This is a genomic window from Stenotrophomonas sp. CC22-02 (genome assembly GCF_004365115.1).
Lineage (GTDB): Bacteria > Pseudomonadota > Gammaproteobacteria > Xanthomonadales > Xanthomonadaceae > Stenotrophomonas > Stenotrophomonas forensis.
Window position 1 is genome coordinate 1,138,407 of record NZ_SOCO01000001.1, and the last position, 24,319, is coordinate 1,162,725.

Annotated in this window: 15 protein-coding genes; 9 read left to right on the forward strand and 6 right to left on the reverse strand. The window is 66.6% G+C overall.

All coding sequences use genetic code 11. The features are described from left to right. Positions 1 to 120 precede the first annotated feature (120 nt). The 3 genes from N440_RS05475 to N440_RS05485 all read left to right on the forward strand — a co-directional run bounded on the left by N440_RS05475 (position 121) and on the right by N440_RS05485 (position 3,939). Positions 121 to 1,050, forward strand: coding sequence for a helix-turn-helix transcriptional regulator (locus N440_RS05475; RefSeq protein WP_133934345.1), 930 nt, complete (start codon positions 121 to 123; stop codon positions 1,048 to 1,050). Between the two features lie 111 nt (positions 1,051 to 1,161). After that, the gene (locus tag N440_RS05480) at positions 1,162 to 3,333 is read left to right on the forward strand and encodes a TonB-dependent siderophore receptor (RefSeq protein ID WP_133934346.1); all 2,172 of its coding nucleotides are present in this window, start codon (positions 1,162 to 1,164) and stop codon (positions 3,331 to 3,333) included. A gap of 123 nt (positions 3,334 to 3,456) precedes the next feature. After that, entirely contained in the window at positions 3,457 to 3,939 is a 483-nt protein-coding gene (locus N440_RS05485) for a LuxR family transcriptional regulator (RefSeq protein ID WP_133934347.1), read from the forward strand. Between the two features lie 56 nt (positions 3,940 to 3,995). Here N440_RS05485 and aceE read toward each other — a convergent pair whose 3' ends face one another. Next, the gene (gene aceE / locus N440_RS05490) at positions 3,996 to 6,671 is read right to left on the reverse strand and encodes a pyruvate dehydrogenase (acetyl-transferring), homodimeric type (RefSeq protein WP_133934348.1); all 2,676 of its coding nucleotides are present in this window, start codon (positions 6,669 to 6,671) and stop codon (positions 3,996 to 3,998) included. Between the two features lie 274 nt (positions 6,672 to 6,945). On the opposite strand from aceE, the gene N440_RS05495 reads away from it, so the two are divergent. The 4 genes from N440_RS05495 (at position 6,946) to N440_RS05510 (ending at position 13,163) form a co-directional block, all read left to right on the forward strand. Beyond that, the gene (locus N440_RS05495) at positions 6,946 to 7,461 is read left to right on the forward strand and encodes a sigma-70 family RNA polymerase sigma factor (RefSeq protein WP_133934349.1); all 516 of its coding nucleotides are present in this window, start codon (positions 6,946 to 6,948) and stop codon (positions 7,459 to 7,461) included. Next, complete coding sequence (locus N440_RS05500; RefSeq protein ID WP_133934350.1) at positions 7,458 to 8,483, forward strand: FecR domain-containing protein; 1,026 nt, start codon at positions 7,458 to 7,460, stop codon at positions 8,481 to 8,483. Before N440_RS05495 ends, N440_RS05500 begins: the two co-directional genes overlap by 4 nt. A 140-nt stretch (positions 8,484 to 8,623) precedes the next feature. After that, positions 8,624 to 11,557 carry a TonB-dependent receptor gene (locus N440_RS05505; RefSeq protein WP_133934351.1) on the forward strand — a complete coding sequence of 978 codons (2,934 nt, stop codon included), beginning with the start codon at positions 8,624 to 8,626 and terminating at the stop codon, positions 11,555 to 11,557. A gap of 10 nt (positions 11,558 to 11,567) precedes the next feature. Then, on the forward strand, positions 11,568 to 13,163 hold the full coding sequence (locus N440_RS05510; RefSeq protein ID WP_133934352.1) for an alkaline phosphatase D family protein: 1,596 nt from the start codon (positions 11,568 to 11,570) through the stop codon (positions 13,161 to 13,163). Positions 13,164 to 13,265: 102 nt separating this feature from the next. Here N440_RS05510 and N440_RS05515 read toward each other — a convergent pair whose 3' ends face one another. Beyond that, positions 13,266 to 15,374 (reverse strand): phospholipase C, phosphocholine-specific, encoded by a 2,109-nt coding sequence (locus N440_RS05515; RefSeq protein ID WP_133934353.1) that lies wholly within the window; start codon positions 15,372 to 15,374, stop codon positions 13,266 to 13,268. 8 nt (positions 15,375 to 15,382) lie between these two features. After that, entirely contained in the window at positions 15,383 to 17,761 is a 2,379-nt protein-coding gene (locus tag N440_RS05520; RefSeq protein ID WP_133934354.1) for a TonB-dependent receptor, read from the reverse strand. 150 nt (positions 17,762 to 17,911) lie between these two features. On the opposite strand from N440_RS05520, the gene N440_RS05525 reads away from it, so the two are divergent. After that, positions 17,912 to 19,441 carry an OmpA family protein gene (locus tag N440_RS05525; protein ID WP_133934355.1) on the forward strand — a complete coding sequence of 510 codons (1,530 nt, stop codon included), beginning with the start codon at positions 17,912 to 17,914 and terminating at the stop codon, positions 19,439 to 19,441. Between the two features lie 12 nt (positions 19,442 to 19,453). On the opposite strand, the gene N440_RS05530 is transcribed toward N440_RS05525, so the two are convergent. Together N440_RS05530 and N440_RS05535 are read right to left on the reverse strand one after the other, a co-directional pair. Continuing rightward, entirely contained in the window at positions 19,454 to 20,380 is a 927-nt protein-coding gene (locus tag N440_RS05530; RefSeq protein ID WP_133934356.1) for a c-type cytochrome, read from the reverse strand. Further along, positions 20,377 to 21,723, reverse strand: a complete 1,347-nt coding sequence (locus N440_RS05535; protein WP_133934357.1) for a cytochrome c — start codon at positions 21,721 to 21,723, stop codon at positions 20,377 to 20,379. The genes N440_RS05530 and N440_RS05535 overlap by 4 nt, the downstream gene beginning before the upstream one ends. Before the next feature lie 185 nt (positions 21,724 to 21,908). On the opposite strand from N440_RS05535, the gene N440_RS05540 reads away from it, so the two are divergent. Next, a complete protein-coding gene (locus N440_RS05540; RefSeq protein ID WP_133934358.1) occupies positions 21,909 to 23,060 on the forward strand; it encodes an alpha/beta fold hydrolase in 1,152 nt (383 codons plus the stop codon). A gap of 84 nt (positions 23,061 to 23,144) precedes the next feature. Here N440_RS05540 and N440_RS05545 read toward each other — a convergent pair whose 3' ends face one another. Next, entirely contained in the window at positions 23,145 to 24,284 is a 1,140-nt protein-coding gene (locus N440_RS05545) for an MFS transporter (protein WP_133934359.1), read from the reverse strand. Positions 24,285 to 24,319 lie beyond the last annotated feature (35 nt).

The following is a 24,319-nucleotide window of genomic DNA, read 5'->3' on the forward strand; positions in this document are numbered from 1 at the left end:
GTGTGAAATGTTATAACGTAACTATTTGTGTCGGCAAGGGGCGAATGGGCCTTGCCTCGGGGCTGGAGATGAGAATGGATCTCATATGAAAATAGCTGGCATTCCCCTGCAGGCGACGCCATGCACGCCCTCACCCTTGCCGACCTGGACTATCTCGGCCGCCGCAGCGGCTTCCGCTACCGACTGCCGGAGCCGCTTGCCGTTGCTGGCGAATCCTGCGTGGTCGAGGGCAGGGTGGAGCAGCGCTGCCTGCGCCCGGGCTTGACCCTGGCGCTGTCGGATGTGGTTGCGCACCAGACCTTCGAGGCAACTTCGGAAGTGCCCCCGGCGTTCTCGGCCATCGTGATGCTGGAGGGGCGCGCCGGCGCGAGGCTGTCAGGGCAGGCGCAGATCGGAATGCGCCCGGGCGCGGGCGCGAGGATACTGGCCGATGCGGCGCCCATGACCGCGATCCACCCCGCCGGGCAGCGCATGCGCAGCCTGAATGTCTCGTTGGACGCATCGGCGCCGCTGGATGACCCGGTGATCAACGAACTGCTGTCCGCGCACCGCTCCGACGGCCGGCCATTGCACAGCTGGCAGGTACCCGCGCATCTCGGGCACGCTGCCGACCAGCTGCTGTCGGGTGTATGGGACGGCGCGATGCATGCGCTGATGTGCGAGGGCGTGGGCCTGCAGATGCTGGCACTGTCCCTGGGGGCGCCCGTACGCGATGCCGTATTGGAGCTGCGCGTGTCCGCGCGCGATCGCCGCATGCTGCAGCGGGTGATCGATTGCCTGCAGGCAGCGCCGGCCGCCGATCACAGCCTGGACGATCTGGCGCGCGTGGCCTGCATGAGCGCCAGCAGCCTGCGCCTGAAGTTCCTGCAGGTGTATCGATGCTCGGTATTTGCCTGGCTGCGCGAGCATCGGTTGCAGCGGGCCTGCGAGCAGCTCCGGCAGGGCTTCAGCGTGCAGCAGGCCGCGCATTTCGCCGGCTACCGGCATGCCACCAATTTCGCGACCGCGTTCCGTGCGCGCTATGGCATCGCACCGAGCCGGTTCCGCTGACACTCGATCATCGTCGGCAGCGCGCAAACACCTGCTGCGTCCGCGCATACGTGCGCTCACGTTCAAATGACAATAATTCTCATCCAGCCTTTCCTTCCCGCTGGACCTCCCATGCCTGCCTGTTTCCGCCCGTGTGCCCTGGCAACCGCCATCGGCACGACCCTGGCGCTGTTCAATGCTGCCCATGCCGCCGAACGCGCACCTGCCGCCACGGCCTCGCAACTGCCCACCGTGCAGGTCACCGCCGATCTCGACGGCAGCACCGAATCGTCTCGCTCCTACACCACCGATTCCATGGGCACGGCGACCGGCCTGTCGCTGACCTCGCGGCAGACACCGCAGTCGGTCAGCGTCGTCACCCACCAGCAGATCGAGGACCGCGCGCTGCTGAGTACGGCCGATGCGCTGGCCACCGCGCCAGGCATCTCGGTCACGCGCAGCGATGCCAACCGCTACTCGTTCTCGGCGCGGGGTTTCGAGATCGACAACTACCAGTTCGATGGCGTGGTGATGCCGGTGCTGTCGCCGTGGAATTTTGGCGAGAACAACCTGGACATGGTGGTGTATGACCGCATCGAGATCGTGCGTGGTGCCAACGGCCTGATGACCGGCGCCGGCAATCCTTCGGCGGCGGTGAATTACGTGCGCAAGCGCCCGCTGCGCGAGTTCGCCGCCAGTGCCGGGCTCAGCCTCGGCCGCTGGAACGCACGGCGCGCATGGGCGGATGTGTCCAGCCCGTTGAGCAGGGAAGGACGCGTACGCGGTCGCCTGGTGGCGGCGAAAGCAGAGGGCGACAGCTACACCGCCGGCCTGGATAGCACCGCAAAGACACTTTACGGCGTGGTCAGCGTGGATCTGGGAGAGGACACCGGGCTGATCGCCGGCATCTCCTACCAGGGCAATGACAACCGTGGCTTTGGCAGTGGCTTCGCGCTGTTCAACGCCGATGGCACGCGCACCGCCTTCGATCGCTCGGTATCGGCCACGGCCCCGTGGGCGCGGATGAGCACCGATACCCGCAACGGCTTCTTCGATTTCAACCACCGCTTCGGTAACGAGTGGCAGGCGCGGGTGTCCTACAGCCGTTCGCATACCGACATGGAGATGAAGCACCTCTATCGCGGCGGCTATCCCGATCCGGTCACCGGTGCCATGCCCAATGGCAACAGCTTCACCCGCTACGATGGACCCGTGCGACGCGAGGCGCTCAGTGCCAGCCTGTCGGGTCCGTTCCAGCTGTTCGGTCGCCAGCACACAGCGTCGATCGGCTGGTCGCGGTCGCGCGACGAGATCGCGCTGGGGCAGTACCGCGCGCTTGCGCCGCTGCCGCCGTTGGCCAGCTACCTCGACTGGCACGGGCCAGGCACGCCGGAGCCGGTGTGGGCCAGCAGCAAGACCCAGGCCGATGATCTGGACAACCATCAGAGCGGCGCCTACGCGGTGGCGCGGCTGTCGCTGGCTGACCCGCTGCATGCGGTCGTCGGTGCTCGCCTGAGCAATTGGGAGACGGACCAGGTCTACTTCGGCAGCAAGCGCAAGTACCGCTATCGCAACGAGTTCGTGCCGTATGCCGGCTTGGTCTGGGACCTCAACGGCTACAGCAGCGTCTACGCCAGCTACACCGGCATCTTCAAGCCGCAGAACAATCGCGATGCATCCGGGCAGATCCTCGACCCGGTCAGCGGCCGCAGCTATGAGCTGGGCCTCAAGGGCAGCTGGCTGCAGGAGCGCTTGAATGCTTCAGCCGCGCTGTTCCGTACCCGGCAGGACAACCTGGCCGAAGCCACCGGCGGGCTGGTCGAGGGCAGTACGCAGGCGGCGTACCGCGCAGTGAAGGGTGCAACGGTGGATGGACTGGAACTTGAACTGGCCGGTGAGCCATTGCCGGGCTGGAGCCTGGGCACCAGCTTCACCACGTTCATCGCGCAGGACGCGCAGGGCAGGGCCATCAATACCGCCAAGCCACGCAGCCTGTTCAAGCTGTTCACTACCTGGCGCCTGCCCGGTACATGGGACCGGCTCACCCTTGGCGGTGGCGTGGACTGGCAGAACCGCATGTACCAGACCGCCACGGCACCCGGAAACCGCCGGGTGCCGGTAGAGCAGCCCGGCTATGCGCTGGTCAACCTGATGGCGCGCTACCAGTTCAGTTCCAACCTGTCCGCGGCGGTCAACATCAACAACCTGTTCGACCGCCACTACTATTCGCAGATCGGCTTCTACAACCAGGGCTGGTACGGCGCGCCGCGCAACGTGATGTTCACCGTGAAGGTCGGCTATTAAGGCGCGACGTTGCCCTGTGTTCAGCGCTTCGGCTTGTACCCGGCACGGGTGACGGGCACGATCCGAAACGCTGCGCCCCACAATGTCCTACGCAGAGCCTTCTTCACTCGAACGGAGCATCGTATGAAGCTGTTGTCCGCTGTGTTGTTGTCCGCGCTGTCACTGCCGGTTGCGTCGGCGCTGGCGATGGAGGCCTCACCCTCACCGCTGCTGGGGCGTTGGTCACTGGATATCGCCACCTCGGCGCTGCCCGAAGCGCAGCGCCCGAAGCAGGTGGTGCTGGAGTTCAAGGACGCCGGCAGCGGTCGCTGGAGTTCGCACGTGGATATCGTCCTGCATGACGGCAAGACCATGAAATCCGATGGCACGCTGGCCCTGGACGGCACGCCGGGCGCCTTGTCCGGCACCTATGGTGCGGACAAGGCCAACCTGAAGCTGCCGGCGCCGAACACGCTGGTGATGCAGCTGGTGGACCATGGCACGCCCGCCTCGACCCGCATCTATACCGTGGCCGACGACCGCGCGACGATGACCGAGACCAAGGCGTTCTACGGCCATGACGGTACGCCGATCCTGCAGACCAACCTGTTCAAGCGGCTGCCGTAGCGGCACTGCGTGCGCCGCGCCCGCGGGGAGGGCCCGCGGGCGTGACGCCTGCCGCCCTACACCGCGGCCGGATCGGGCTTGCCACTATCGATGCCGTATCGGTCGATGGCTTCCTGCACCCGCGAGCGCTCGATGCGGCCCTCATCGGCCAGCGCCTTCAGGGCCGCCAGCACGATGAAGTGGCGATCCACTTCGAAGAACGTGCGCAGTGATTCACGCGTGTCCGAGCGGCCGAAGCCGTCGGTGCCCAATGCAGTGAAACGGCGGTCATTGATGAAGGGACGGATCTGGTCGCCGACGATCTTCATGTAGTCGGTGGCCACCACCAGCGGCCCTTCATAGTCCTGCAGGCACTGCTGCACGTACGGCACACGGGGTTCCGCGGCCGGATGCAGCAGGTTCCAGCGTTCGGCAGCCAGTCCGTCGCGGCGCAGTTCGGTCAGGCTGGTCGCGCTCCAGACGTCACTGGCGATGCCGAAGTCCTGTTGCAGCAACTCGGCCGCGGCCTCCACTTCGCGCAGGATCGAGCCACTGCCCATCAGCTGCACGCGTGGCTGCGAGGTCCCTCGTTCGGAGGGCGCGGGGTGCAGCAGGTACAGTCCCTTCAGGATGCCGGCCTCGACGCCCTCGGGCAGGGCAGGATGCGGGTAGTTCTCGTTGAGTACGGTGATGTAGTAGTAGATGTCTTCCTGGTCGACATACATGCGGCGCAGGCCGTCGTGGATGATCACCGCCAGTTCGTAGTTGAAGGTCGGGTCGTAGGACACGCAACTGGGAATCACCGACGAGAGCACGTGGCTGTGGCCATCGTCGTGCTGCAGACCCTCGCCCATCAGCGTGGTGCGGCCGGAGGTGGCGCCGAGCAGGAAACCGCGCGTACGCGCATCGGCGGCGGCCCATGCCAGGTCGCCGACGCGCTGCAGGCCGAACATCGAATAGAAGATGTAGAACGGAATCGTGGCCAGGCCATGGTTGCTGTAGGCGGTACCGGCGGCGATCCACGAACAGATCGCACCGGATTCGTTGATGCCTTCCTGCAGGATCTGCCCGTCCCTGGCTTCCTTGTAGTAGCTCAACTGGCCGGCGTCCTGCGGGGTATACAGCTGGCCCAGGTACGAATGGATGCCGATCTGGCGGAACAACCCCTCCATGCCGAAGGTGCGCGATTCATCGGGCACGATCGGAATCACCAGCCTGCCCAGTTCCGGGTCCTTCAGCAGGCTGGTGAGGATGCGCACGAAGCCCATCGTGGTGGACTGGCCACGATCGCCGCTGCCCTGCAGCTGGCTGTTGAAGATCGACAACGGTGGCAGCGGCAGCGGATCGACCCGGGCCAGGCGCGCCGGCAGCTGCCCACCCTGGATGCGGCGGCGCTCGGCGAAGTAGAGCGCTTCGGCGCTGCCCGGTTCCGGGCGCAGGTAGGGCATCTCTTCCAGTTGTTCGTCGCTGACCGGCAGGTTGAAGCGGTCGCGGAACGCACGCACCGCGTCGGCGCTCATCTTCTTCAGCTGGTGGTTGATGTTCTGGCCTTCGCCGGCTTCACCCATGCCGAAGCCCTTGACCGTCTTGGCCAGGATCACGGTGGGCCGGCCGCTGGTGTTCACTGCCTGCTGGTAGGCGGCGTACACCTTCTGCGGATCATGGCCACCACGCGCCAGCGCCCAGATGTCGTCGTCGCTCATGTGCGCGACCAGCTCCAGCAGTTCGGGATAGCGGCCGAAGAAGTGCTCGCGCACATACGCGCCGTTCTGCGACCTGAAGGTCTGGTAGTCGCCGTCCACGCATTCCATCATGCGCTGGCGCAGCAGGCCGCTGTGGTCGCGGGCCAGCAGATCGTCCCAGCCACTGCCCCAGATCAGCTTGATCACGTTCCAGCCGGCGGCGCGGAAGGTACCTTCCAGCTCCTGGATGACCTTGGCGTTGCCGCGCACCGGTCCGTCCAGGCGCTGCAGGTTGCAGTTGACCACGAACACGAGGTTGTCCATCCGCTCGCGGCCGGCCAGCGAGATCGCAGCCAGTGATTCGGGCTGGTCCATCTCGCCGTCACCGAGGAAGGCCCATACCTTGCGACCCTGGTGTTCCTTCAGGCCACGGTACTCGAGGTAGCGCATGTAGCGCGCCTGGTAGGCGGCGGTGAGCGGGCCCAGCCCCATCGACACGGTGGGGAACTGCCAGAACTCCGGCATCAGGCGCGGGTGCGGGTAGGAGGACAGTCCTTCGCGCCCGGCTTCGCGGCGGAAGTTGTCCATCCGCTGCGATTCGATGCGGCCTTCCACATAGGCACGGCCATAGATGCCCGGCGCGGAATGGCCCTGGATGTAGATCATGTCGCCGTCGAAGGTGTCGGTACGGCCACGGAAGAAGTGGTCGAAGCCCACGTCGTACAGCACGGCGGCCGACTGGTAGGTGGCGATGTGGCCACCGACGTTGGAATGCCTTCCGGCGCGCAGCACCATCACCATCGCGTTCCAGCGGATCATCGCATTCAAGCGGCGCTCGATGGCCAGGTCGCCCGGATAGGCAGGTTGGCGCTCGGGCGGAATGGTGTTGACGTAGGCGGTCCAGGCGCGGGTGTGCAGGTCGCCGTGCTGCTGGGCATCGAGCTCGCTGAGCTGGTCGATCAGGTAATGCGCGCGTGGCCGGCCACCGGCCTGCATCACCGCCTCCAGCGATTCACGCCACTCCCGCGTTTCCAGCGGGTCGGTATCGAAGGGGATGAGGGCTTGGTTCATGGCGGTCTCCAGAGGGCGCCGGCCGGCCGCCTGCCGGGGCGACAACACCGGCAGGGCGCACAGCACTGGAGCGGGGTTGCCACGGCGGGGCCGGGACGCGAAGGGCGACCGTCGCGGTCACCGGGACGACAAGCGTAGGCCGGGCCTGCTGGCATCGATAGGCGGGCCCGGCTTGGGTCTCTGGCAAGCAGGCGTTGGCATGCTGCTGCAACACCGCTGTCACCGAGGGCCGTCACCCTGCTGGGTTTTCCAGCCTCGGGGTGGTTGGTCGGCCGTGAACAGCGTGAGGATCTGGGAAAAGAGCTACGAACTGCGGCGCAGGCTGCTGCGTGGCTTCTTCCTGCGTCGCGGCTCGGCCAGCGAGGATGCCGAGGATCTCGCCCAGGAGGTGTACCTGCGGCTGCTGCGCACGACTGGCGAGGATGCGGCGGCGATCGAGAACCCGGAAGCCTACCTGTTCACTGTTGCGGCCAATCTGGCGCGCGAGCACGCACGCTCGCGTTCCACGTTGCCGCCCCTGGAAGACGTCGATCTGCTGGCTGAAGTGCTGAAGAGTGAAGAAGACATTGAAGGTGAGTTCGAGCGCGCGCAGCGCTGGAACGATATCCGCAGTGCCATCGCACAGTTGCCGACGACCACGCGGCGGGTGATGGAGCTGCACTATCGCGACGGGCTGGACTGCCCGGGAATCAGCCAGCAGCTGCAGGTGTCGGTGCACATGGTGCGCAAGCATATCGGCAAGGGCCTGGAGGCCTGCAGGAAGGCGCTTGGCGTCAGGGAGCGCACATGAACCGGCATCCATCCGACGTAGTCGACGATGGCATTTCCCGCGAGGCCATGGACTGGTTCCTGTGCAATCGCGAGGGCACGTTGAGCGAGGCCGAGCGCGCTGCCTTCCTGGAATGGATGAAGCGTTCGCCCGAGCACGTGCGCGCCTACATGCGGACGCTCGCGCTGTACCGTCAGGTCGACGAGGCACTGCAATCGCCGCTGCCCGAGGAGGTGCTGGCGCCGCCACTGAAGGCCGCCTCGGCGAAGGTGGTGCCGCTGTTCGGCAGCGTGCCGGAGCCGCTGCGCAGTGTGCCCAGGCGCCACCGCGCGCGCTGGCTGGGCCTGGCCGCCGCAGCCTGTGCTGCCCTGCTGGGCATTGGCCTGCTTCCGTTGCTGATGCCCACCGAACAGATGTACAGCGCCGACCACGGTGAACTGCTCGACCTGGTGCTGGCCGATCAGACCCAGGTGCAGCTCAACGCCGACAGCCGCCTGCGCGTGCGGATGGGCTGGTTCAGCCGCAAGGTGGAACTCCTGCAGGGCGAGGCCACATTCGATATCGCCCACGACCGGCGACCGTTCAAGGTGCAGGTGAACGGCCTGGAGATCCGAGACATCGGCACGGTGTTCGATGTGTCGCGGCGGCTGCAGGGCACGCGCATCGGCGTGGTTTCCGGCGAGGTCGAGGTCTGGAGCCAGGGAGCAGGCGCCCGCCGCCTTGCACAGGTGGACGGAGGGCGCGTGGTGCAGGTCGACACGCGCAGCCATGCCGTTGAATCGTTGGACATGCCACTGTCGATGCTGCTGGACTGGCAGCAGCGCAAGGTATCGTTCCTGGACGAGCGGTTGGACGAGGTGGCTGCGGCCTTCAATCGCCACAACCAGGTGCAGGTGCGGGTGCTGGACGAAGGCGCCGCGTCGGCGCGGTTGTCCGGCAGCCTGGATGCGCATCGCATCGGTGCGTTGCAGGCGTTCCTCGAACGCGATCCGCGCTTTGTCGTCCGTCGCGAAGGCGATACGGTGCGGGTCGGAAGTCGTTGAAGCCGGCGTGGCCGCGGGCTGTCAGAAAAAATTCATCGAATCCGCGTTCTCCACTTCGGCGGACGCGGGCTCTTACTTGGGAGAAGCCGCTGTCGGATCACGCTGCGGCACCTGTTGTCTCTCTCTTCCAAGGACCCGTGATGCGGAACACGCTCTACCTGTCGATCGTCCTCGCCCTGTCTCCCTGCAGCATGCCGGTGGCCCTCGCGGCCGGCGCCGATGGCCTCGAAGCGCCTGTATCGGCCCCGATCGCAGCGCAGCCGCTGTCGCGTGCGCTGGAACAGTTGTCGCGCAGCTCCGGCGTTCAGTTCCTGTACTCGGCGGGCGGTGATGCACACATGGCGGGCGCGGTGCCACGAGGGGCCACCGTCAGGCAGGCGCTGGACGCTCTGCTGGCCGGCACCGGCCTGGGCTATACCGTGGTCGATGGCAACGTCATCGCCATCGATCCTGCACCCGCGCGCACCGCACCGAAGCCGGACGCACCGAAGCCGCGCGAGGCCGAGGCCGTGGTGGCGCCAACGCTGGATACGGTGAAGGTGATCGCCGCGCACGAGGTGATCGACCAGAAGAAGGCCTCGCCGGTGATCAAGGATTCGGTGGTCTACGACGAGATGGACAGCTACGGTGACGAAACCCTGGCCGAAAGCCTGATGGCTGCGCCGGGCCTGAGCGCGGTCGAGGATGCCGGTGAACCACGCTACGTGACCGTGCGTGGCGTGCAGGCCAACCTCAACTACACCACCATCGATGGCATCGCGATTGCCAGCGTGGGGGGCAGTGGCTCCGGCGAGCGCATGAACAACCTGCAGCTGATTCCCAGCGACATCGGCACCCGCACCGACATCTACAAGAGCTTCAGCGCCGAACAGGCGCCGGACGCGATTGGCGGCGTGATCGACATCATCAGCCGCAGCGCGTTCGATCGATCCGGCAAGTACGTGTTCGCCGACGTCGCCGGTATCCATTCCACGGCCGAGACCCATGTCGAGCGCAGCGCCGGCGGCAACCACGAGACGCTGGGCCACTTCGGCAAGAGCGCCAAGATGGTGTTCTCCAACCAGTTCGGTGCCGACCAGCAATTCGGCATCGTTGCCGTGGCCCGCTACGAGCAGCGTTCGCGCAACAGCGTCAAGCGCTGGGTGGAGTCGAACTACTACTACAACGATGCCGGCAAGTACCTTACCGACGGCACCACCGGGCCGGACGAGGCCAAGGGCTGGAACGGGCTGCGTGCACCCGGCAACTTCAGTACCGGTACCTACACCAACTTCATCACCAATTTCGGTGGCTCGGCCAAACTGGAATGGAAACCATCGGATGATCCGTTCTATGCGTCCTTGCTGCTGTACTCGTACCGGTTCTACGAGAACTCGACGATGAACAAGACCGATCTGTATGGCAATGCCAAGTTTCCGATCCGCAACCAGACCGAAGACAGCGGCACCACCCAGATCAACAGCATCTACATCAAGAATCGCCACGACCGCTGGGACCGCAACAACCGTGGCGCCATCGCCAGCTTCAACTGGGATATCGGTGATCGCTCGCGGCTGACCCTGCGCGGCGGCCACACCCAGGAGACCTTCCACAACAGCCAGGTCTACTGGGGCGTGCGCGCCTATCCGAGCAACCTGTTCGTCGACTACGAGAACGACAGCCATGGTTTTCCCAACGCGGTGGGCGTCTCCGACTCCAGCCTGCTGACCAGTTCGGCGTTCAAGCTCAATCCGGCACAGGCCTATGTTTCGCCGCGCGATGCCAAGGAGACCATTGACAACCTGCGCGCCGACTTCAGCTACAACATCGATGCCGACGCGCGCGGTTTCGGCCTGGCTGCGGGTGCCGAATACCGTCACCTGAAGATCTGGCAGGACATAGATTTCGACTACTACAAGAGCAGCGCGACGTTGAACGACTACCTGTACCCGGGTTCGACCCTGCTGGGCAGCGTGCCGGGCTTCCCGCTGATCGACAACCGCAAGTGGAACGACGAACTGTTTCCGAAGCTGGGCAGCAACAACGCGGCGTATCCCAATGCCAACTTCACCAGCGACTACAAGTACGTGGAAGACATCGGCAACGCGTATGTGTCTGCCCATTACGCCTGGGACCGCCTGCTGCTGATCGGCGGCCTGCGCTATGACCACACCAGCTTCGATGCGTTCAGTCCGTTCAGCAACGATGGCGGCACCACCTATACCTCGGCCTTCCGCAAGAGCGGCGGCGGCTACAACAACCTGCTGCCGTCATTGAACGCCACATTCAAGCTGAGTGATGACCAGCGCCTGCGCTTCTCCGCCAGCCGTACCCTGGGCCGGCCGACGCCGAGCAACATCGCCCAGGCCACGAGCACCAGCTGTGGCGATGACGAGGAAGGCAGGGGCTTCTGCACCATCAAGCAGGGCAACGCCAACCTGCAGCCGCGCCGTTCCACCAACATCGACCTGGCGTGGGACCTGTACTTCAACGGCAACAACGGCCTTGTCTCGGTGGCGCTGTTCGACAAGGTGATCAAGGATGACATCTACACCCTGACCACCTTCGAGAACGTGGGTGATACCCGCTACCGGGTGACCCAGCCGATGAACACGGATGAGTCGAAGCTGCGTGGCATCGAATTCGCGGTGGCCAACCGCAACCTGCAGCGGGGCCGCCACCGTTTCGACATGTACTTCAACGCGACCCGGCTGGAGGGCCAGACCAACTACCGCATCAGCGATGGCACCGAGCGCCGCCTCGACCGTCTGCTGTACCAGCCGGACTGGTCGCTCAACGGTTCGGTGATCTGGCGCATGCCATGGAAGAGTGCGCAGCTGCGCCTGTCTGGTACCTATCGCAGCCGGATGCTGGTTGATTTCGGTGATACCGAATGGCTGGATTCATACTACGACCCCTACATGACCTTCAACATGGCCTTCAGCCACAAGGTCAGCAGGCACGTGACACTGAAGTACGAAGCCAAGAACCTGTTCAATACCCAGCCCACCTACAGCACCGGTCCGAACGGGCGCTTCCGTACCGAGATCGACGAATACGGCCGCTTCTTCTACTTCCACATCATCTACAACTGAGGGCGCAGCCGTGGAGACGATCAATCGCAGGCGATTCCTGGCACTGGCCGGCCTGTCCGCAGCCGGTGCGTGGATGGGCACGGCACATGCACTGGCCGCGCAGACCGATGCCACCGCGCTGAACCCGCGCAACCTGCTGGCCTCGCCGCACTTTGCCAGCACGCCGTTCACCCTGGGCGTGGCCTCGGGTGATCCCTCGGCCGACGGCATGGTGCTGTGGACGCGGCTGGCGACCGAACCGCTGGTGTTCGGCGGCGGCATGCCGACGCGGCCGATGGTGGTCGAGTGGCAGCTGGCTGCGGACGATGGCATGCGCAAGGTCGTGCGCCAGGGCTCGGCGATGGCCCATCCCGAGCTGGGCCACGCCGTGCACGTGGAGCTGGAAGGGCTGGCACCCGGTCGCCCCTACTGGTACCGCTTCACGGTGGGTGGCCACGCCAGCGCGGTGGGCTGCACCCGCACCTTGCCCGCAGCCACGGCCGCGGTGGATCGGGTGCGCTTTGCGGTGGCGGGTTGCCAGCACTACGAGGAAGGCCACTACACCGCATGGCGGCGGATCGCCGAGGAGCCGCTGGATTTCGTCTTCCACTACGGTGACTACATCTACGAGGGTGAAAGCCAGCCGGGCCGGCGCAGGATGAACGGCCAGCCATTCACCAACCTGCGAAATCATGTCGGGCCGCAGACCTATACGCTGGACGGCTACCGCCGCCGCTACGCCCAGTACAAGAGCGATGCCGACCTGCAGGCCGCACATGCGTCGGCGCCCTGGTTCGTCACCTTCGATGACCACGAAGTGGACAACAACTGGGCCGGTGCCGAAGACCAGGACGATACGCCCAGCGAAGTCTTCCTGCTGCGTCGCGCACAGGCGTTCCAGGCCTACTACGAGAACATGCCGCTGCGGCGTTCGGCATTTCCGCGCGAGGGCCACATGCAGCTGTACCGGCGCGCGCGCTACGGCACGCTGATGGACCTGCACCTGCTCGACACCCGCCAGTACCGCAGCAAGCAGGTGAACATGGCACTGCGCGAGGAGGTCGAATCGCCGAAGCGCAGCATCGTGGGGGCGAAGCAGGAGCGCTGGCTGTTCGATGGCCTGGCCGATGCCGCACCGCGCTGGCACACCATCGCCCACCAGGTGGCACTGGGCAATTACATGCGCGAGAAGGACGGGGTGGTGCAGTCGTCCGACGACCAGTGGTCGGGCTATCTGGACAGCCGCCGGCGCCTGCTCGACCAGATCCAGAAGGTCGGCTTCGGCAACGTGGTCACTGCCTGTGGCGACGCGCATCGCCACTACGCCAGCGACCTGGTGCAGGATCATCGCGATTCGGGCGTGGTCTCCAGCGAATTCCTCGCCACCTCGATCACCTCCGGTGCCGATGGCCAGGGCGTGGACGCCTACGCCGAAAACCAGCTGCGGCACAGCCCGCACCTGAAGGCGACCACCGACAAGCGTGGCTATGTGCTGTGCGATGTCACCCGCCATGCATGGATCGGTGACATGAAGACGCTGGATTCGGTGATGCAGCCCAATGGCACCGTGCAGAGCTGGAAGCGCTACGCGGTGGAGCACGGTCGGCCGGGGTTGCAGGAGGCCTGATCAGGCCAGTCCATTGTAGAGTCGAGCCATGCTCGACTGCTTTTCCCGGTAGATGATCGAAAGGCAGTCGAGCATGGCTCGACTCTACAACGGCGGAGTGGCTCAATCGTGCTCGAAGCGCAGCGGTTCGCTGCCCATCGCCGGGTCGCTGGTGCCGGGGCGTCCATCCTCGGCGCGCCCGGCCAGGCGCAGGGTGCTCTCGCCCGCGCTGACCTGCAGGTCATACCAGCCAGCGGTAGGCGTCGCGTCCCATGCCAATGAGGTTTCCGCACGCGCCGGCAGCGCCAGCGCCTGCTCGGGCATGTGCCCGGCATAGGCGCCGGCCTGCACACGCAGTTGCAGCGCGCTGTCGCCGAGATTGCGCAGCTGCAACCGCAGTTGGCCGTCCGCGCGCTCGACCGTCGTCTGCAGGGCCGGCGTCTTTGCCGCGCCCTGGAAGTGGCGGTGGAAGCCATTCGGGCCGAGCAGCCACAGGTCGTAGCGCCCCTGGGCATCCAATGGCCAGCGCTCCTGCAGCGGCATCCCCGGTACCAGCGTGTAGCGGCGCGGAATGGCCCCGAGCCGCAGGCGGTCGTAGACATGCACTACCGCCGCCGCACCGCCACAGGACAGCACCAGATCCACGCCCGTTGCATCCAGGCGGGCAATCGACGCCTGCGGCCGATAGGGCAGGGCCCGCGCCGGGCGTATGCCGCTTTCCTGCTTCGCCGGGTTCAGCCCCCCCGGCAACGCCGGCACGGTGCGTCCCGGCAGCGCAGCGGCACGTGCGGCCACCGCGCTGACGTCGGGCAGGCCGCGCACGAACGGGCGGGTATCGCGCTGGGCGAAGTCGAAGGCGCCCGTCAGGTCTCCGCAGACCGCACGGCGCCACGGCGAGATGTCCGGCGCGGCCACGCCAAAGCGGCGTTCGATCAGGCGTATGACCGAGGTGTGGTCGTACACCTGTGAATCGACCCAGCCGCCGCGGCTCCACGGCGAAATCACGTACAGCGGCACGCGCGGGCCGAGCCCATACGGGCGGCCGCGCAGTTCGGCGGCATCGTATTTTTCATCGCCCGGTGCCGGATGACGGTGATACTCGCCGTCGGTACTGACCGATGAGGCACCGGCCCAGCCGCCGTCCACGGGCGAAGGCGGTGCCGGTGGCGGCATGTGGTCGAAGAAGCCGTCGTTCTCGTCGAACATCAGCAGCAGTGCCGTACGACTCCAGACCTCCGGGTCGGCAGTCAGCGCGTCCAGCACGCGCGCGGTATAGGCCGCGCCCTGGGCGGGACTGGACGGGCCGGGATGTTCGCTGCCAGCGGCGTCGGCGATGATGAAACTGACCTGCGGCAGGCGCCCGTCCAGTACATCCTGGCGCAGCTGCGCCAGCCCACGCGTGCTGACGCCGCGCGCGCGCAGCTGTGGGTCGTGCCCGGGTGCAGCGCTGTAGGCGCGACGGAACGCCTCGAAGCCGGCCAGAGGGTTGTCGGTGAAGTTGTCGGCCATGTCCTGGTAGATCTGCCAGGACACGCCCGCCTGCTGCAGGCGTTCGACATAGCTGGTCCAGCGGTACGACGCCGGATGCCCGCCGTATTCGGGGAAGTTGTCGTGCGAGTTGGCGATCACCGGGCCACCGGCGCGCGCGGCGGCATCGTTGTGCCCGGTCCACAGGAACACCCGGTTCGGGTTGGTGCCGGCCTGCATCGCGCAGTGGTAGGCGTCGCAGATCGTGAAGGCATCGGCCAGCGCGAACTGGAACGGCAGGTCGCTGCGCTGGAAGTAGCCCATCGAGTGATTCTGCTTGGCCTTCGGCCATTGCCCCATGCGGCCGTGGTCCCATGCGCGCTGGGCATCGGGCCAGGTGTGTGGGGTGCCTTCCACGCGCATGTAGCCGAAGTGCGCGGCGGTATCCAGCGGGAACGGCGCGATCGCGCGCTTGCCGCTGGCGTCGGGTTGCAGCCACACGCTGCGGGTGCGGCCACCGGCCTGTAGTGCAGCGGCCGGCGCGACGAAGCGATCGCCGAAGCCACGCACGCCGGGCAGGGTGCCGAAGTAGTGGTCGAACGAGCGGTTTTCCTGCATCAAGACCACGATGTGTTGCAGGTCTTCGAGGCTGCGGGTCTGCGCGGCAGGGGCAATCGCTGCGGCCCGGGCGATGCTGGGCAGCAGCGGGGAAAGGCCGGCGGCAACGCCGGCCTGCAACAACCGGCGTCGGCCGATATCGGTCACGGGCTCACTCACAGGTCCACACGGAAGGAGATGCCGACGGTGCGCGGGGCGCCGATGAAGGCGTTGTCGCGGCCGTCCACCCCTGCAAGATACCGCTTGTCGGTCAGATTGCTCACCACCAGGTTGGCGCCCATGCCCTTCAGGCGCGGGGACAGGCCCTGCAGGTCGAAGCCGATGTTGGCATTGAACACGGTGGCCGACGGCAGTTTGTTGGCGTTGGCGGCGTCCAGGTAGCGGGTGCCCAGGTAGCGACCGGACAGGCCGAAGTTCCAGTTCGCACCCTGCCAGTCAGCCGACAGCACCAGGGTGTTCTCCGGCTGGCCGATCACCTTGGCGCCGTCGACGATGCCCAGCTGGGTATCGCGTGCGGCATTGCCGCTGCCGAGGTACTTGGAGCGGTTGTAGGTGTAGGCCGCATTGATCCGCCAGCCGTTGTCCCAGCCGTAGCCGAAGGCGGCTTCCAGACCGTTGCTTTCCACGCCGCCGAAGTTCTCGTAGACGCCGTCGGTCTCGCCCAGGTAGTCGATGCCGCTGACGAAGCCGGCCGGCAGGTAGACGATGCGGTTGTCGAACTTGATGTTGTACAGCGTGACCGAGGCGGTCAGCGGCCAGCGGCTGATGCGCATGCCCACTTCGATGTTGTCGGCGGTTTCCGGCTCGACATTGCGGAAGCGCTGCGGGTCGGTCTCGCCCAGCACCCCGGAAGGGATGGCGGCGAAGTTCTGCGAGAAGCCGGCGAACAGCTCCATGCCTTCCACGCCCGGTGCCCAGGTGAAGCCGGTGGACAGCAGCGGGTCGGACTTGGAATCGGATTTCACGTGCTCGCTGGCACCGATCACGCGACGGCGTGACTGGTCGACGAAGAACTGCTTCACGCCCAGGCGCGCACTGAACGGGCCGAAGCGCGCGACGTCCTCGACGTAGTACATCTGCTCGTCAACCTTGTACTTGTCCTCGAACTGCACCCAGTAGGGCTGGTGATCGAAGGCGATGCTCTGGCCGACATTGAGCAGGCGGTGCCAGTCGCGGCGCGCCGAACGGTCCAGCTTCTCCACCCACAGGCCGCCGCGGATCGTGTTGTCGACCGCGCCGAAGCTCTGCCGCCATTCAACGTCGGCGGTCACGCCCATGCGGTCGTTGTCGTAGTGGGTGTGGCGGTAGGACTGCGCGCCCAGTACGTTGCCGGCGTAGCAGTTCGGGTCGTACTCGGCGCTGAAGCCCAGCCGCGGGGTGCAGCTGGCCAGGCGCTGCGCGGCGCTGCCATCGGGATTGACGAAGTAGATCTGGCCGCGATTGCTGCCGCCGTAGATCGTCTTGCCGCCGATGTATTCCGACTCCGGGCGACCGGCGCCGTCATCGCTGACCTGCGCCAGGTACGGCGGCAGCCAGTCGCCGCGCCCTTTCATGCGGTGCCCGTAGGCCGCCACCGAGGCCTTGAAGCCGTTGCCGCCGTCGAAGGCGGCGCGCAGGTAGCCGAAGGTGTTCTCGCGCAGCGCACGCGAGCCGGAGCGGTAGTTCTGGTCCAGGTAAGGAATGCCGGTGAGCGTGCCCACCAGATTGTCACGGTCCGGGTTGGTGGCGAAACCGGCGGGCGAGACACTGGTGTACTCAGGCTCGTCGGCATCGTTGTAGGACAGGTAGCCGGTCAGCGTCCAGCGGTCCAGTTCGGTGATGAACTTGCCGGCGATATGGTCGTTGCTGGCGTGGCTGGTGCCATCGATCCAGTCGTGCACCTTGGACGAGGACGCGCTGACCCAGGCGCGGGTGTGGCCGCCGAGCAGGCCGGTGTCATAGCGCACGTAGTACTTGCGTGCGTCGTTGTCACCGGCGCCGATCACGAAGCGCAGGCGGCTGTCCTGCAGCGGGTCGCTGGTGAGAAAATTCAACGTACCGCCCAGCGCCTCGTTGGAACGCGAGGAGATGTCGGCGGTGCCCTGGCTGACTTCCACCGTTTCCAGGTCGAGGGTGTCGATGTAGCGGTTGGCCAGCGAACCGCCGCCGTAGCCCGAGCCGCCATTGGGCAGGCCGTCGATGGTGGTGCCGATCTGCTGGGTGTCGCGATTGGTGACGAAGCCACGCATGCTGATCTGCGTACCCCACACCGACGAGCCGGTGGCGTCGGCCTCGCTGACCACCACGCCTGGCACTTCATTGAGCGCGTCGTTGACACTGCTCATCACCGTCTGCCGGTTCAGCGTCTCCGCGCGTACCGAGGTCTTGGCGTAGCTGGTGGCCTGACCGATCACCTGGACCTGGTCCAGCGTACGGGCGTCGCTGCCGCGCGCTTCGGCCGTGTCGCCCTGCGGTGCTTCGGCCAGGGCGTCCAGTGCGGGGGCGATCAGCAGGGCAAGCAGCGAAATACGGGGAAAGCGCGCAATCGTTCGCATCGAAACCGGACCTGCAAGGGAGGGAAGCCCCGGAGTGTCGGCAGCGCCAATGACATCGGCATGACGTGGCCACGCAACTACGATGGCACTGTGGGGCCGGTCACGGCCTTCGGGTATGCTCGGCGCTTCAATGGAGCTGAGGTGCTGGCGATGCGGAAGCGGTCGAAGATCTGGCTGGGGGGCGCAGCACTGGTGCTGCTGGCAGGGTGCAACCGGGCGCCTTCAGGCGAACAGGCGGGCGCACAGCCGCCGCCCACCGCCGGTGAGAACGCCGCACCCGAGGCAGCGCCGCCGGCTTCCTCCACTGCGGCCGATGGCGCCGCACTTACCGACCGCGATGGCAAGCCGGTGCCGCTGGTGCCGTTCGACACCGGCAGCGTGCCGCTGAGCACGGCCGCGCTGGGCGAACTGCCGTTCTTCAGCCTGCCGCAGGGCTATGCGCCGCAGAACGCACCGCACCCGCGCGCGTGGGCACGCTTTCCGTTCCGCATGAGCGAGGGCGTGCATTGGGTGGAAGGCCCGAGCTGGTCGGCACGCATCGTGGCCGACAGTGAAGCGGCACCCGGCAAGGCGTTCTCCGCACTGGAAGTGCAGCGCAATTTCGACGGTGTGATCACGGCCGCCGGTGGGCGCAAGGTGTTTGAAGGCGCGCTGCTGCGCGATATCTACTATGGCCCGCAGCTGGAAGGCGAGATCGGTGGCGGCTTCATCGATGCGGTGAACGGCGAACAGGACGCGCCCACCACGGTCTACGTGCTGCGCCAGGCCAACCGAACCGTCTGGCTGCAGCTGGCGGTGGACAGCAACAGCGCAGGCCTGGTGGTGGTGGATGAAGTGCCGTTCAAGGCCACTGCGCAGTGGTCGCACAGTTTCCCGCACCTGTCCCTGCCGGCCGGCTATGGCGACCGCAACAAGGCCCAGCAACGTGATTTCGATGCGTTCCCGTTCTGGACCGGCGATCACTTCGAGCAGGTCGAGGGTCGTACCTTCGCCGTCGATTTCGACAAGGGCGAGCGCGAGTACTCGATGCACGAAGTGCGCCGCAACCTGGAAGCGATGATGGCCCAGGTCAACGGCACCAAGGTGTTCGAGGGGCGCATCCCGCGCGAGGCGGCCGAGGGGGTGCCAAAGCCGGTGCAGTCGGCCTACAGCAATGCAGCCAGCTACAACTGGAACAACTACGACAGCGTGGTCTACCGCGTCGATCTGGCCGATGGCCGCCAGGTGTGGGTGCACGCGCGGCTGGAATACCTCAGTGCTGGCTGGGTGGTGGCCGAACGCAAGGGCTTCACCCAGACCGCGGCGCTGCTGCCGGCCGATGCGTTGAAGAAGAAGCTGGACAGCGACGGCCGGGTGGCGATCCAGGTCAACTTCGCCACCGACAAGGCGCAGATCCTGCCGGCCTCCGAACCGCAGCTGGCGCAGGTGCTGCAGCTTCTGCAGGGAGATCCTGCGTTGAAGCTGTCGATTGAAGGCCACACCGACAACAGCGGCGCCGTGGCGCATAACCGCAGCCTGTCAGAGGATCGCGCACGGTCGGTGGTGGCCGCGCTGACCGCCAGGGGCATCGCCGCCGATCGCCTGCAGGCGGCCGGCTTCGGTGCGGACAAGCCGGTGGCCGACAATGGCAGCGAGGAAGGCAAGGCACGCAATCGCCGCGTGGAGCTGGTCAAGCGCTGAGCGGGCGCCTGCTCAGTACCGCGCGTCCCTGGGTTTCGGGTCGCGCGGCCAGTCCTTGCTCTTGTTGGCGAAGTCCGGCCGCGGCTGGTTGATGAAGTAGCTGGCGATGTCCACCGCATCCTGGTCGGGCATCACCTGCTGCCCCAGCGGCAGCTCGCGGGTTACCGCCGGTGGCATGTTGTGCTTGACGAAGCCGGCGGCCTTGTACAGCCGGGCCATGCCAGCGCCGATGTTGAAGCTGTGTTCGCCCCACAGCGGCGGGAAGGCGATGTCACCGCTGGCATCACGCCGGCCTTCGCCGTTGTCGCCATGGCAGGCCGCACACTGGGCGGCGTACAGTGCCTGGCCGCGGATCGGGTCCGGGGTCAGCGTGCTGTCGATCGGCCCTTCACTGGGCGCAGCGACGCGGGCGCCCTCGGGCACCGGACTGCTCAGCCATGCCATGTAGTCGAGCATCGCGCGCATCTGCGGCGAGTCCTTCGGTAGCGGCTTGCCGTTCATCGAACGCTGCAGGCAGCCGTTGATGCGCTCGGTCAGCCCGATCACCTTGCCCGGGCGCGGCATGTAGCGCGGATAGGCACCCCCACCGGTATTGAAGTAGTGGTTGCCGAAGGGGCGCTTGCCCTCGGCCATGTGGCACGAATTGCAGTTCAGATCGTTGCCGACATTGTCCGGCAGCAGCCGCGCGGTCTCATTGAGAAGGCGGCGCCCGAGCATCACCGACTCGGCGTTGCCGAGCGCGGCGATCTCTTCGGCGCTGGGCGGCTGGTAGTGGCCGACCACCTTGCCCTGCGCATCGAGCATGTCGATCGTGCTGGCCGCAGCGGCATCCAGATCCGGGTAGAGATGGCGATAGGCGAGGGTGCCGGCACCCGCCAGCACCAGGGCGGCGATCGCACTGCCAAACAGCAGGCGGGAATGCTTGCGCGAGCGCTTCATCGTGCGGCCTCCTGCGGAACGTGGTGCACCGGCTTGTCGCGCACCACCCGGCGCATGCGTGCCACGTCGACCTCGCTGACCGCGCTGGCCTGGTTTCCCCAGCTGCTGCGGATGAAGGTCAGGATCTGTGCCAGCTGTGCGTTCGGCAGCTGCTCGAAGCCCGGCATGGTGAATGCCATGCGGTCATGCGGGGTGTGCGGCGTGCGACCGCCGATCAGGGTCACCTGCACCAGCGAGCTCGGATCATCGGCGAATACGATCGAGTTGCCGGCCAGCGCCGGGTATACGCGTGGCATGCCGCGGCCATCTGCGCGGTGGCAGGCCTGGCAGTGCTCGGCATAGGCCAGCGAGCCGGCCACGCGGTAGTCGCCATTGCGCAGCGCGGCGGTGGTGGTGTCGGTGCCGGCCGACCCCTGTGCGCTGCGACCCTCGCGCGCCGGCAGCTGTTTCAGATAGCGCGCCATCGCCAGCAGGTCGGCGTCGGACAGGTACTGCGTGCTGTGTTCGACCACGTCGGCCATGCCGCCGAAGGCCGCCGAGCGATCGGTGCGGCCGGTGCGCAGGAAGTCGACGATCTCACCTTCACTCCAGCTGGCCAGGCCGGTCGACTCGTTGCGCAGGTTCTTCGCGTACCAGCCTTCCAGCACCGAGCCGGACAGGAACTGGCGGCTGCCATCGTCGGCCATCGCCTTTTCCTGGAACGCCAGGCCGCGTGGGGTGTGACAGGCACCGCAATGGGCCAGGCCTTCCACCAGTTCGGCACCGCGCTGCTGGCCGGCATCCAGCGACGGGTCCGGGCTGAAACTGCGCGGGCGCGCGAACAGCAGCTGCCACCACGACAGCGGCCAGCGCATGTTGGCCGGCCATGGAATCGTGCTGTCGGCGTTGTCCTGCCTCACCGGCTGCACCGAGCCCATGAAATAGGCGTACAGCGCCTTGATCTCGGCGTCGCTGGCGATCACGTACGAGGCATACGGCATCGCCGGATACAGCGGCTGACCATCGTGGCGGATGCCGCGGCGTACGGCGCGTTCGAAGTCGGCGTAGTCGTAGGCGCCGATGCCAGTGTCCGGGTCGGGCGTGATGTTGGTCGAGTAGATCGTGCCCATCGGCGTCTGCATGCCGAGGCCACCGGCGAACGGCTTGCCGCCCGGCGCGGTATGGCAGGCCGCGCAGTCGGCGGCGCGCGACAGGTATTGTCCCTGCGCGATGAGGGCTGGATCGTGGATGTCGACCTGCGCCGTCTGTCGCGGTGCGAACCAGTAGGGCGTGGTGCGGGCGATGCCGTAGGCGGCGGCCAGCGTGGCGGCCAGGGCAATGGCGAGCTTGAGCGAGGTGCGCATGGCGGCACTGTGGGCAATCCGGCCGTCGCGTTCATTGATCCGGATCAATGACTGAACGGATACAGCTTGTACACCAAGCTGAATCGTTCCTGCGTTGTCATCAAGCCGTCATCCGCGCGCGATAGATGGCCGGGCGATTGAGGCGTTAACGTCGCAGCCTGTCTGATTTACCCCTACGACGTGATATGAAGCGCCTGCTGCTGCTGTTGCTGGCGTGCGCCGGCCTGTGGCTGGCTGCATGCTCTTCCTCGATCAATGCCTCATCCACCTCGCTTGCCGACAGGCTGATCGCGCCAGGTGGCGTGTCGACCCTGCTTGATCGCCCGCGCATCGCCGCGGCCATCGCCGAACTGCCCAACCGCCATGGCTTCGCACCGGGCCGCGATGGCGTGCCGATCTTCTGGCGCGTGTTCGATGCCGGTGACTATGGCGCGCGCTACGACTACCTGCCGCAGCGTCACGAGAACGGCCTGCCGCTGGATACCGGGCTGAGCCTGGCCGTGCCGCAGCCGTTCCGCGCGCAGGCGCCACGCGGCACCGTGGTGCTGCTGCACGGCTGGATGATGAACGGTGATTCGATGCTGCCGTGGTCGCTGCAGCTGGCCGAATCAGGCTACCGCGTGGTCACCCTGGATCTGCGCAACCACGGCCAGTCCGGTGCAGGTCCGTCCGGCTATGGCACCTATGAATCCGACGACGTCGTCGATGTGATCGGCGAACTGCGCGCGCGCGGCGAGATCACTGGACCGCTGTACCTGTTCGGAGTCTCCTACGGTGCCGCCACCGCGGTGTTCACCGCCGACAAGCTGGGTGACCAGGTGGCCGGCGTGGTGGCGATGGAGTCGTTCGCCAATGCCGGGGTGGCGATCCGTACCATGATCCCGCACCTGATGGGGTTGCAACCGGAAGGCCTGAAGGCGCAGGCGGTGGCGTCCTACGCGCGCTGGCGCTACGGCGGCCAGGACATCAACCAGGTGATCGCTGCAGCCAGCCGCCGCATCGATGTCGATCTGGATAGGGTGGACGTGGCGCGCGCGCTGGCCGATACCCGTGCCTGCGTGCTGCTGCTGCACGGGCAGGGCGACCAGCACATTCCGGTCAGCCAGGGCCGCGAGCTGGCACAGGCCAATCCGCGCGCGCACTACATCGAGATGCGTGGCGAGGACCACATCACCCTGCCGCTGCGGCTGGACCTGCTGGCCGGCGTGGTCGATGACTGGATGGCGCGCGACGAGCACCACCCGAAGAGCGCGTGCCCGGCCCCGCAGCTGCCGGCGCAGGCCGAGTGGCTGGTGCACGACGCCGATACTTCGCCGAAGTCTCCAACGCGCGGTTGAACAAAAAAGGGGACGGAGGGGATTAAGTCGTTTGCAGCACACCCGAGGCAGATACGACTTAATCCCCTCCGTCCCCTTTTTCTGTCAGGGCAGGCGGCGTGCCAGTGAGCGTGCGGACGCGGCCACGCCGAGCAGCAACGCGGCCACGCACAGGAAGGCGAAGCCGAGGCTGGTCACATGCGCGAGCGCACCGATCGCAGCCGGGCCGGCGAGGATGCCGGCGTAGCCCAGCGTGGTCACCGCGGTGATGGCGATGCTCTCCGGCATCACACGTTGCTGGCCGGCCATCGAGAACAGCGCCGGCACGATGTTGGCGCAGCCCAGCCCGACCAGGACGTAGCCGGCCAGCGCCACCGGGAACGACGGTACCAGCGTGGCCAGGCCGAAACCGGCGGCCGCAGTGATGCCACCGATGACGATCGTGCGGGTTCGCCCGAGGCGCTCGACGATGCCATCGCCGAACAGGCGCATCGCGGTCATCGCCAGCGTGAACACCGCGAAGCCCGCGCCGGCCTGGTCGCGCGGCACCTGCCGCACTTCCGCCAGGAACACCGCGCTCCAGTCCAGCATTGAGCCCTCGGCAAGGAACACCACGAACGCCAGCACACCGATGAACAGCACCACGCCATGCGGCAACGCCAGCAGGGGGCCTTCATGCAGGATGCGCTGCGGTCGCCAGTGCGGCGCCGACAGGACTGCGACCAGCAGCAGGGCGGCAACCGACACCAGCGCCGCCAGCCACAGCGGCGTCCCCAGGATCAGCAGGCCGGTCATGCAGCCGGCACCAACGAAGCCGCCGATGCTGTAGAAGGCGTGGAAGCCGGACATCATCGCGCGCCCGGCATCACGCTCGACGGCCACCGCCTGCATGTTCATCGCACAGTCCAGTGCCCCTACGCCGGCGCCGAACACGAACAGCGCCGCGCCCAGTGCCATGGGTGAAGGGGCCAGTACCAGCAGGGGCAGCGCGCACAACATCATCGCGCAGGTGATGACCATCACCCGACGGCAGCCCAGTCGCCCGGTCAGTGCGCCCGCCAATGGCATCGCCAGCAGCGAGCCCAGGCCCAGGCACAGCAGCACCGCGCCAAGGCTGGCGTCGGACAGCCCGGCCTTGGCCTTGGCGTAGGGCACCATCGGCGCCCACGCGGCGGTGGCGAATCCGGGAATGAAGAAGGCGGCACGGGTCGCGTGCTGCTGGGCAAGCGGGGATGAAGGCGTCATGCGCGACGTGAAGCTCCAGAGGAACGTCCATGGAA

Bases quoted from the DNA above. Each gene is read 5' to 3' on its own strand.
- N440_RS05480 (WP_133934346.1), top strand. From the start codon at position 1,162: ATGCCTGCCTGTTTCCGCCCGTGTGCCCTGGCAACCGCCATCGGCACG.
- N440_RS05505 (WP_133934351.1), top strand. From the start codon at position 8,624: ATGCGGAACACGCTCTACCTGTCGATCGTCCTCGCCCTGTCTCCCTGC.
- N440_RS05520 (WP_133934354.1), bottom strand. From the start codon at position 17,761: ATGCGAACGATTGCGCGCTTTCCCCGTATTTCGCTGCTTGCCCTGCTG.
- N440_RS05545 (WP_133934359.1), bottom strand. From the start codon at position 24,284: ATGACGCCTTCATCCCCGCTTGCCCAGCAGCACGCGACCCGTGCCGCC.
- N440_RS05540 (WP_133934358.1), top strand. From the start codon at position 21,909: ATGAAGCGCCTGCTGCTGCTGTTGCTGGCGTGCGCCGGCCTGTGGCTG.
- N440_RS05485 (WP_133934347.1), top strand. From the start codon at position 3,457: ATGAAGCTGTTGTCCGCTGTGTTGTTGTCCGCGCTGTCACTGCCGGTT.
- aceE (WP_133934348.1), bottom strand. From the start codon at position 6,671: ATGAACCAAGCCCTCATCCCCTTCGATACCGACCCGCTGGAAACGCGG.
- N440_RS05535 (WP_133934357.1), bottom strand. From the start codon at position 21,723: ATGCGCACCTCGCTCAAGCTCGCCATTGCCCTGGCCGCCACGCTGGCC.
- N440_RS05525 (WP_133934355.1), top strand. From the start codon at position 17,912: ATGCGGAAGCGGTCGAAGATCTGGCTGGGGGGCGCAGCACTGGTGCTG.
- N440_RS05500 (WP_133934350.1), top strand. From the start codon at position 7,458: ATGAACCGGCATCCATCCGACGTAGTCGACGATGGCATTTCCCGCGAG.
- N440_RS05530 (WP_133934356.1), bottom strand. From the start codon at position 20,380: ATGAAGCGCTCGCGCAAGCATTCCCGCCTGCTGTTTGGCAGTGCGATC.
- N440_RS05475 (WP_133934345.1), top strand. From the start codon at position 121: ATGCACGCCCTCACCCTTGCCGACCTGGACTATCTCGGCCGCCGCAGC.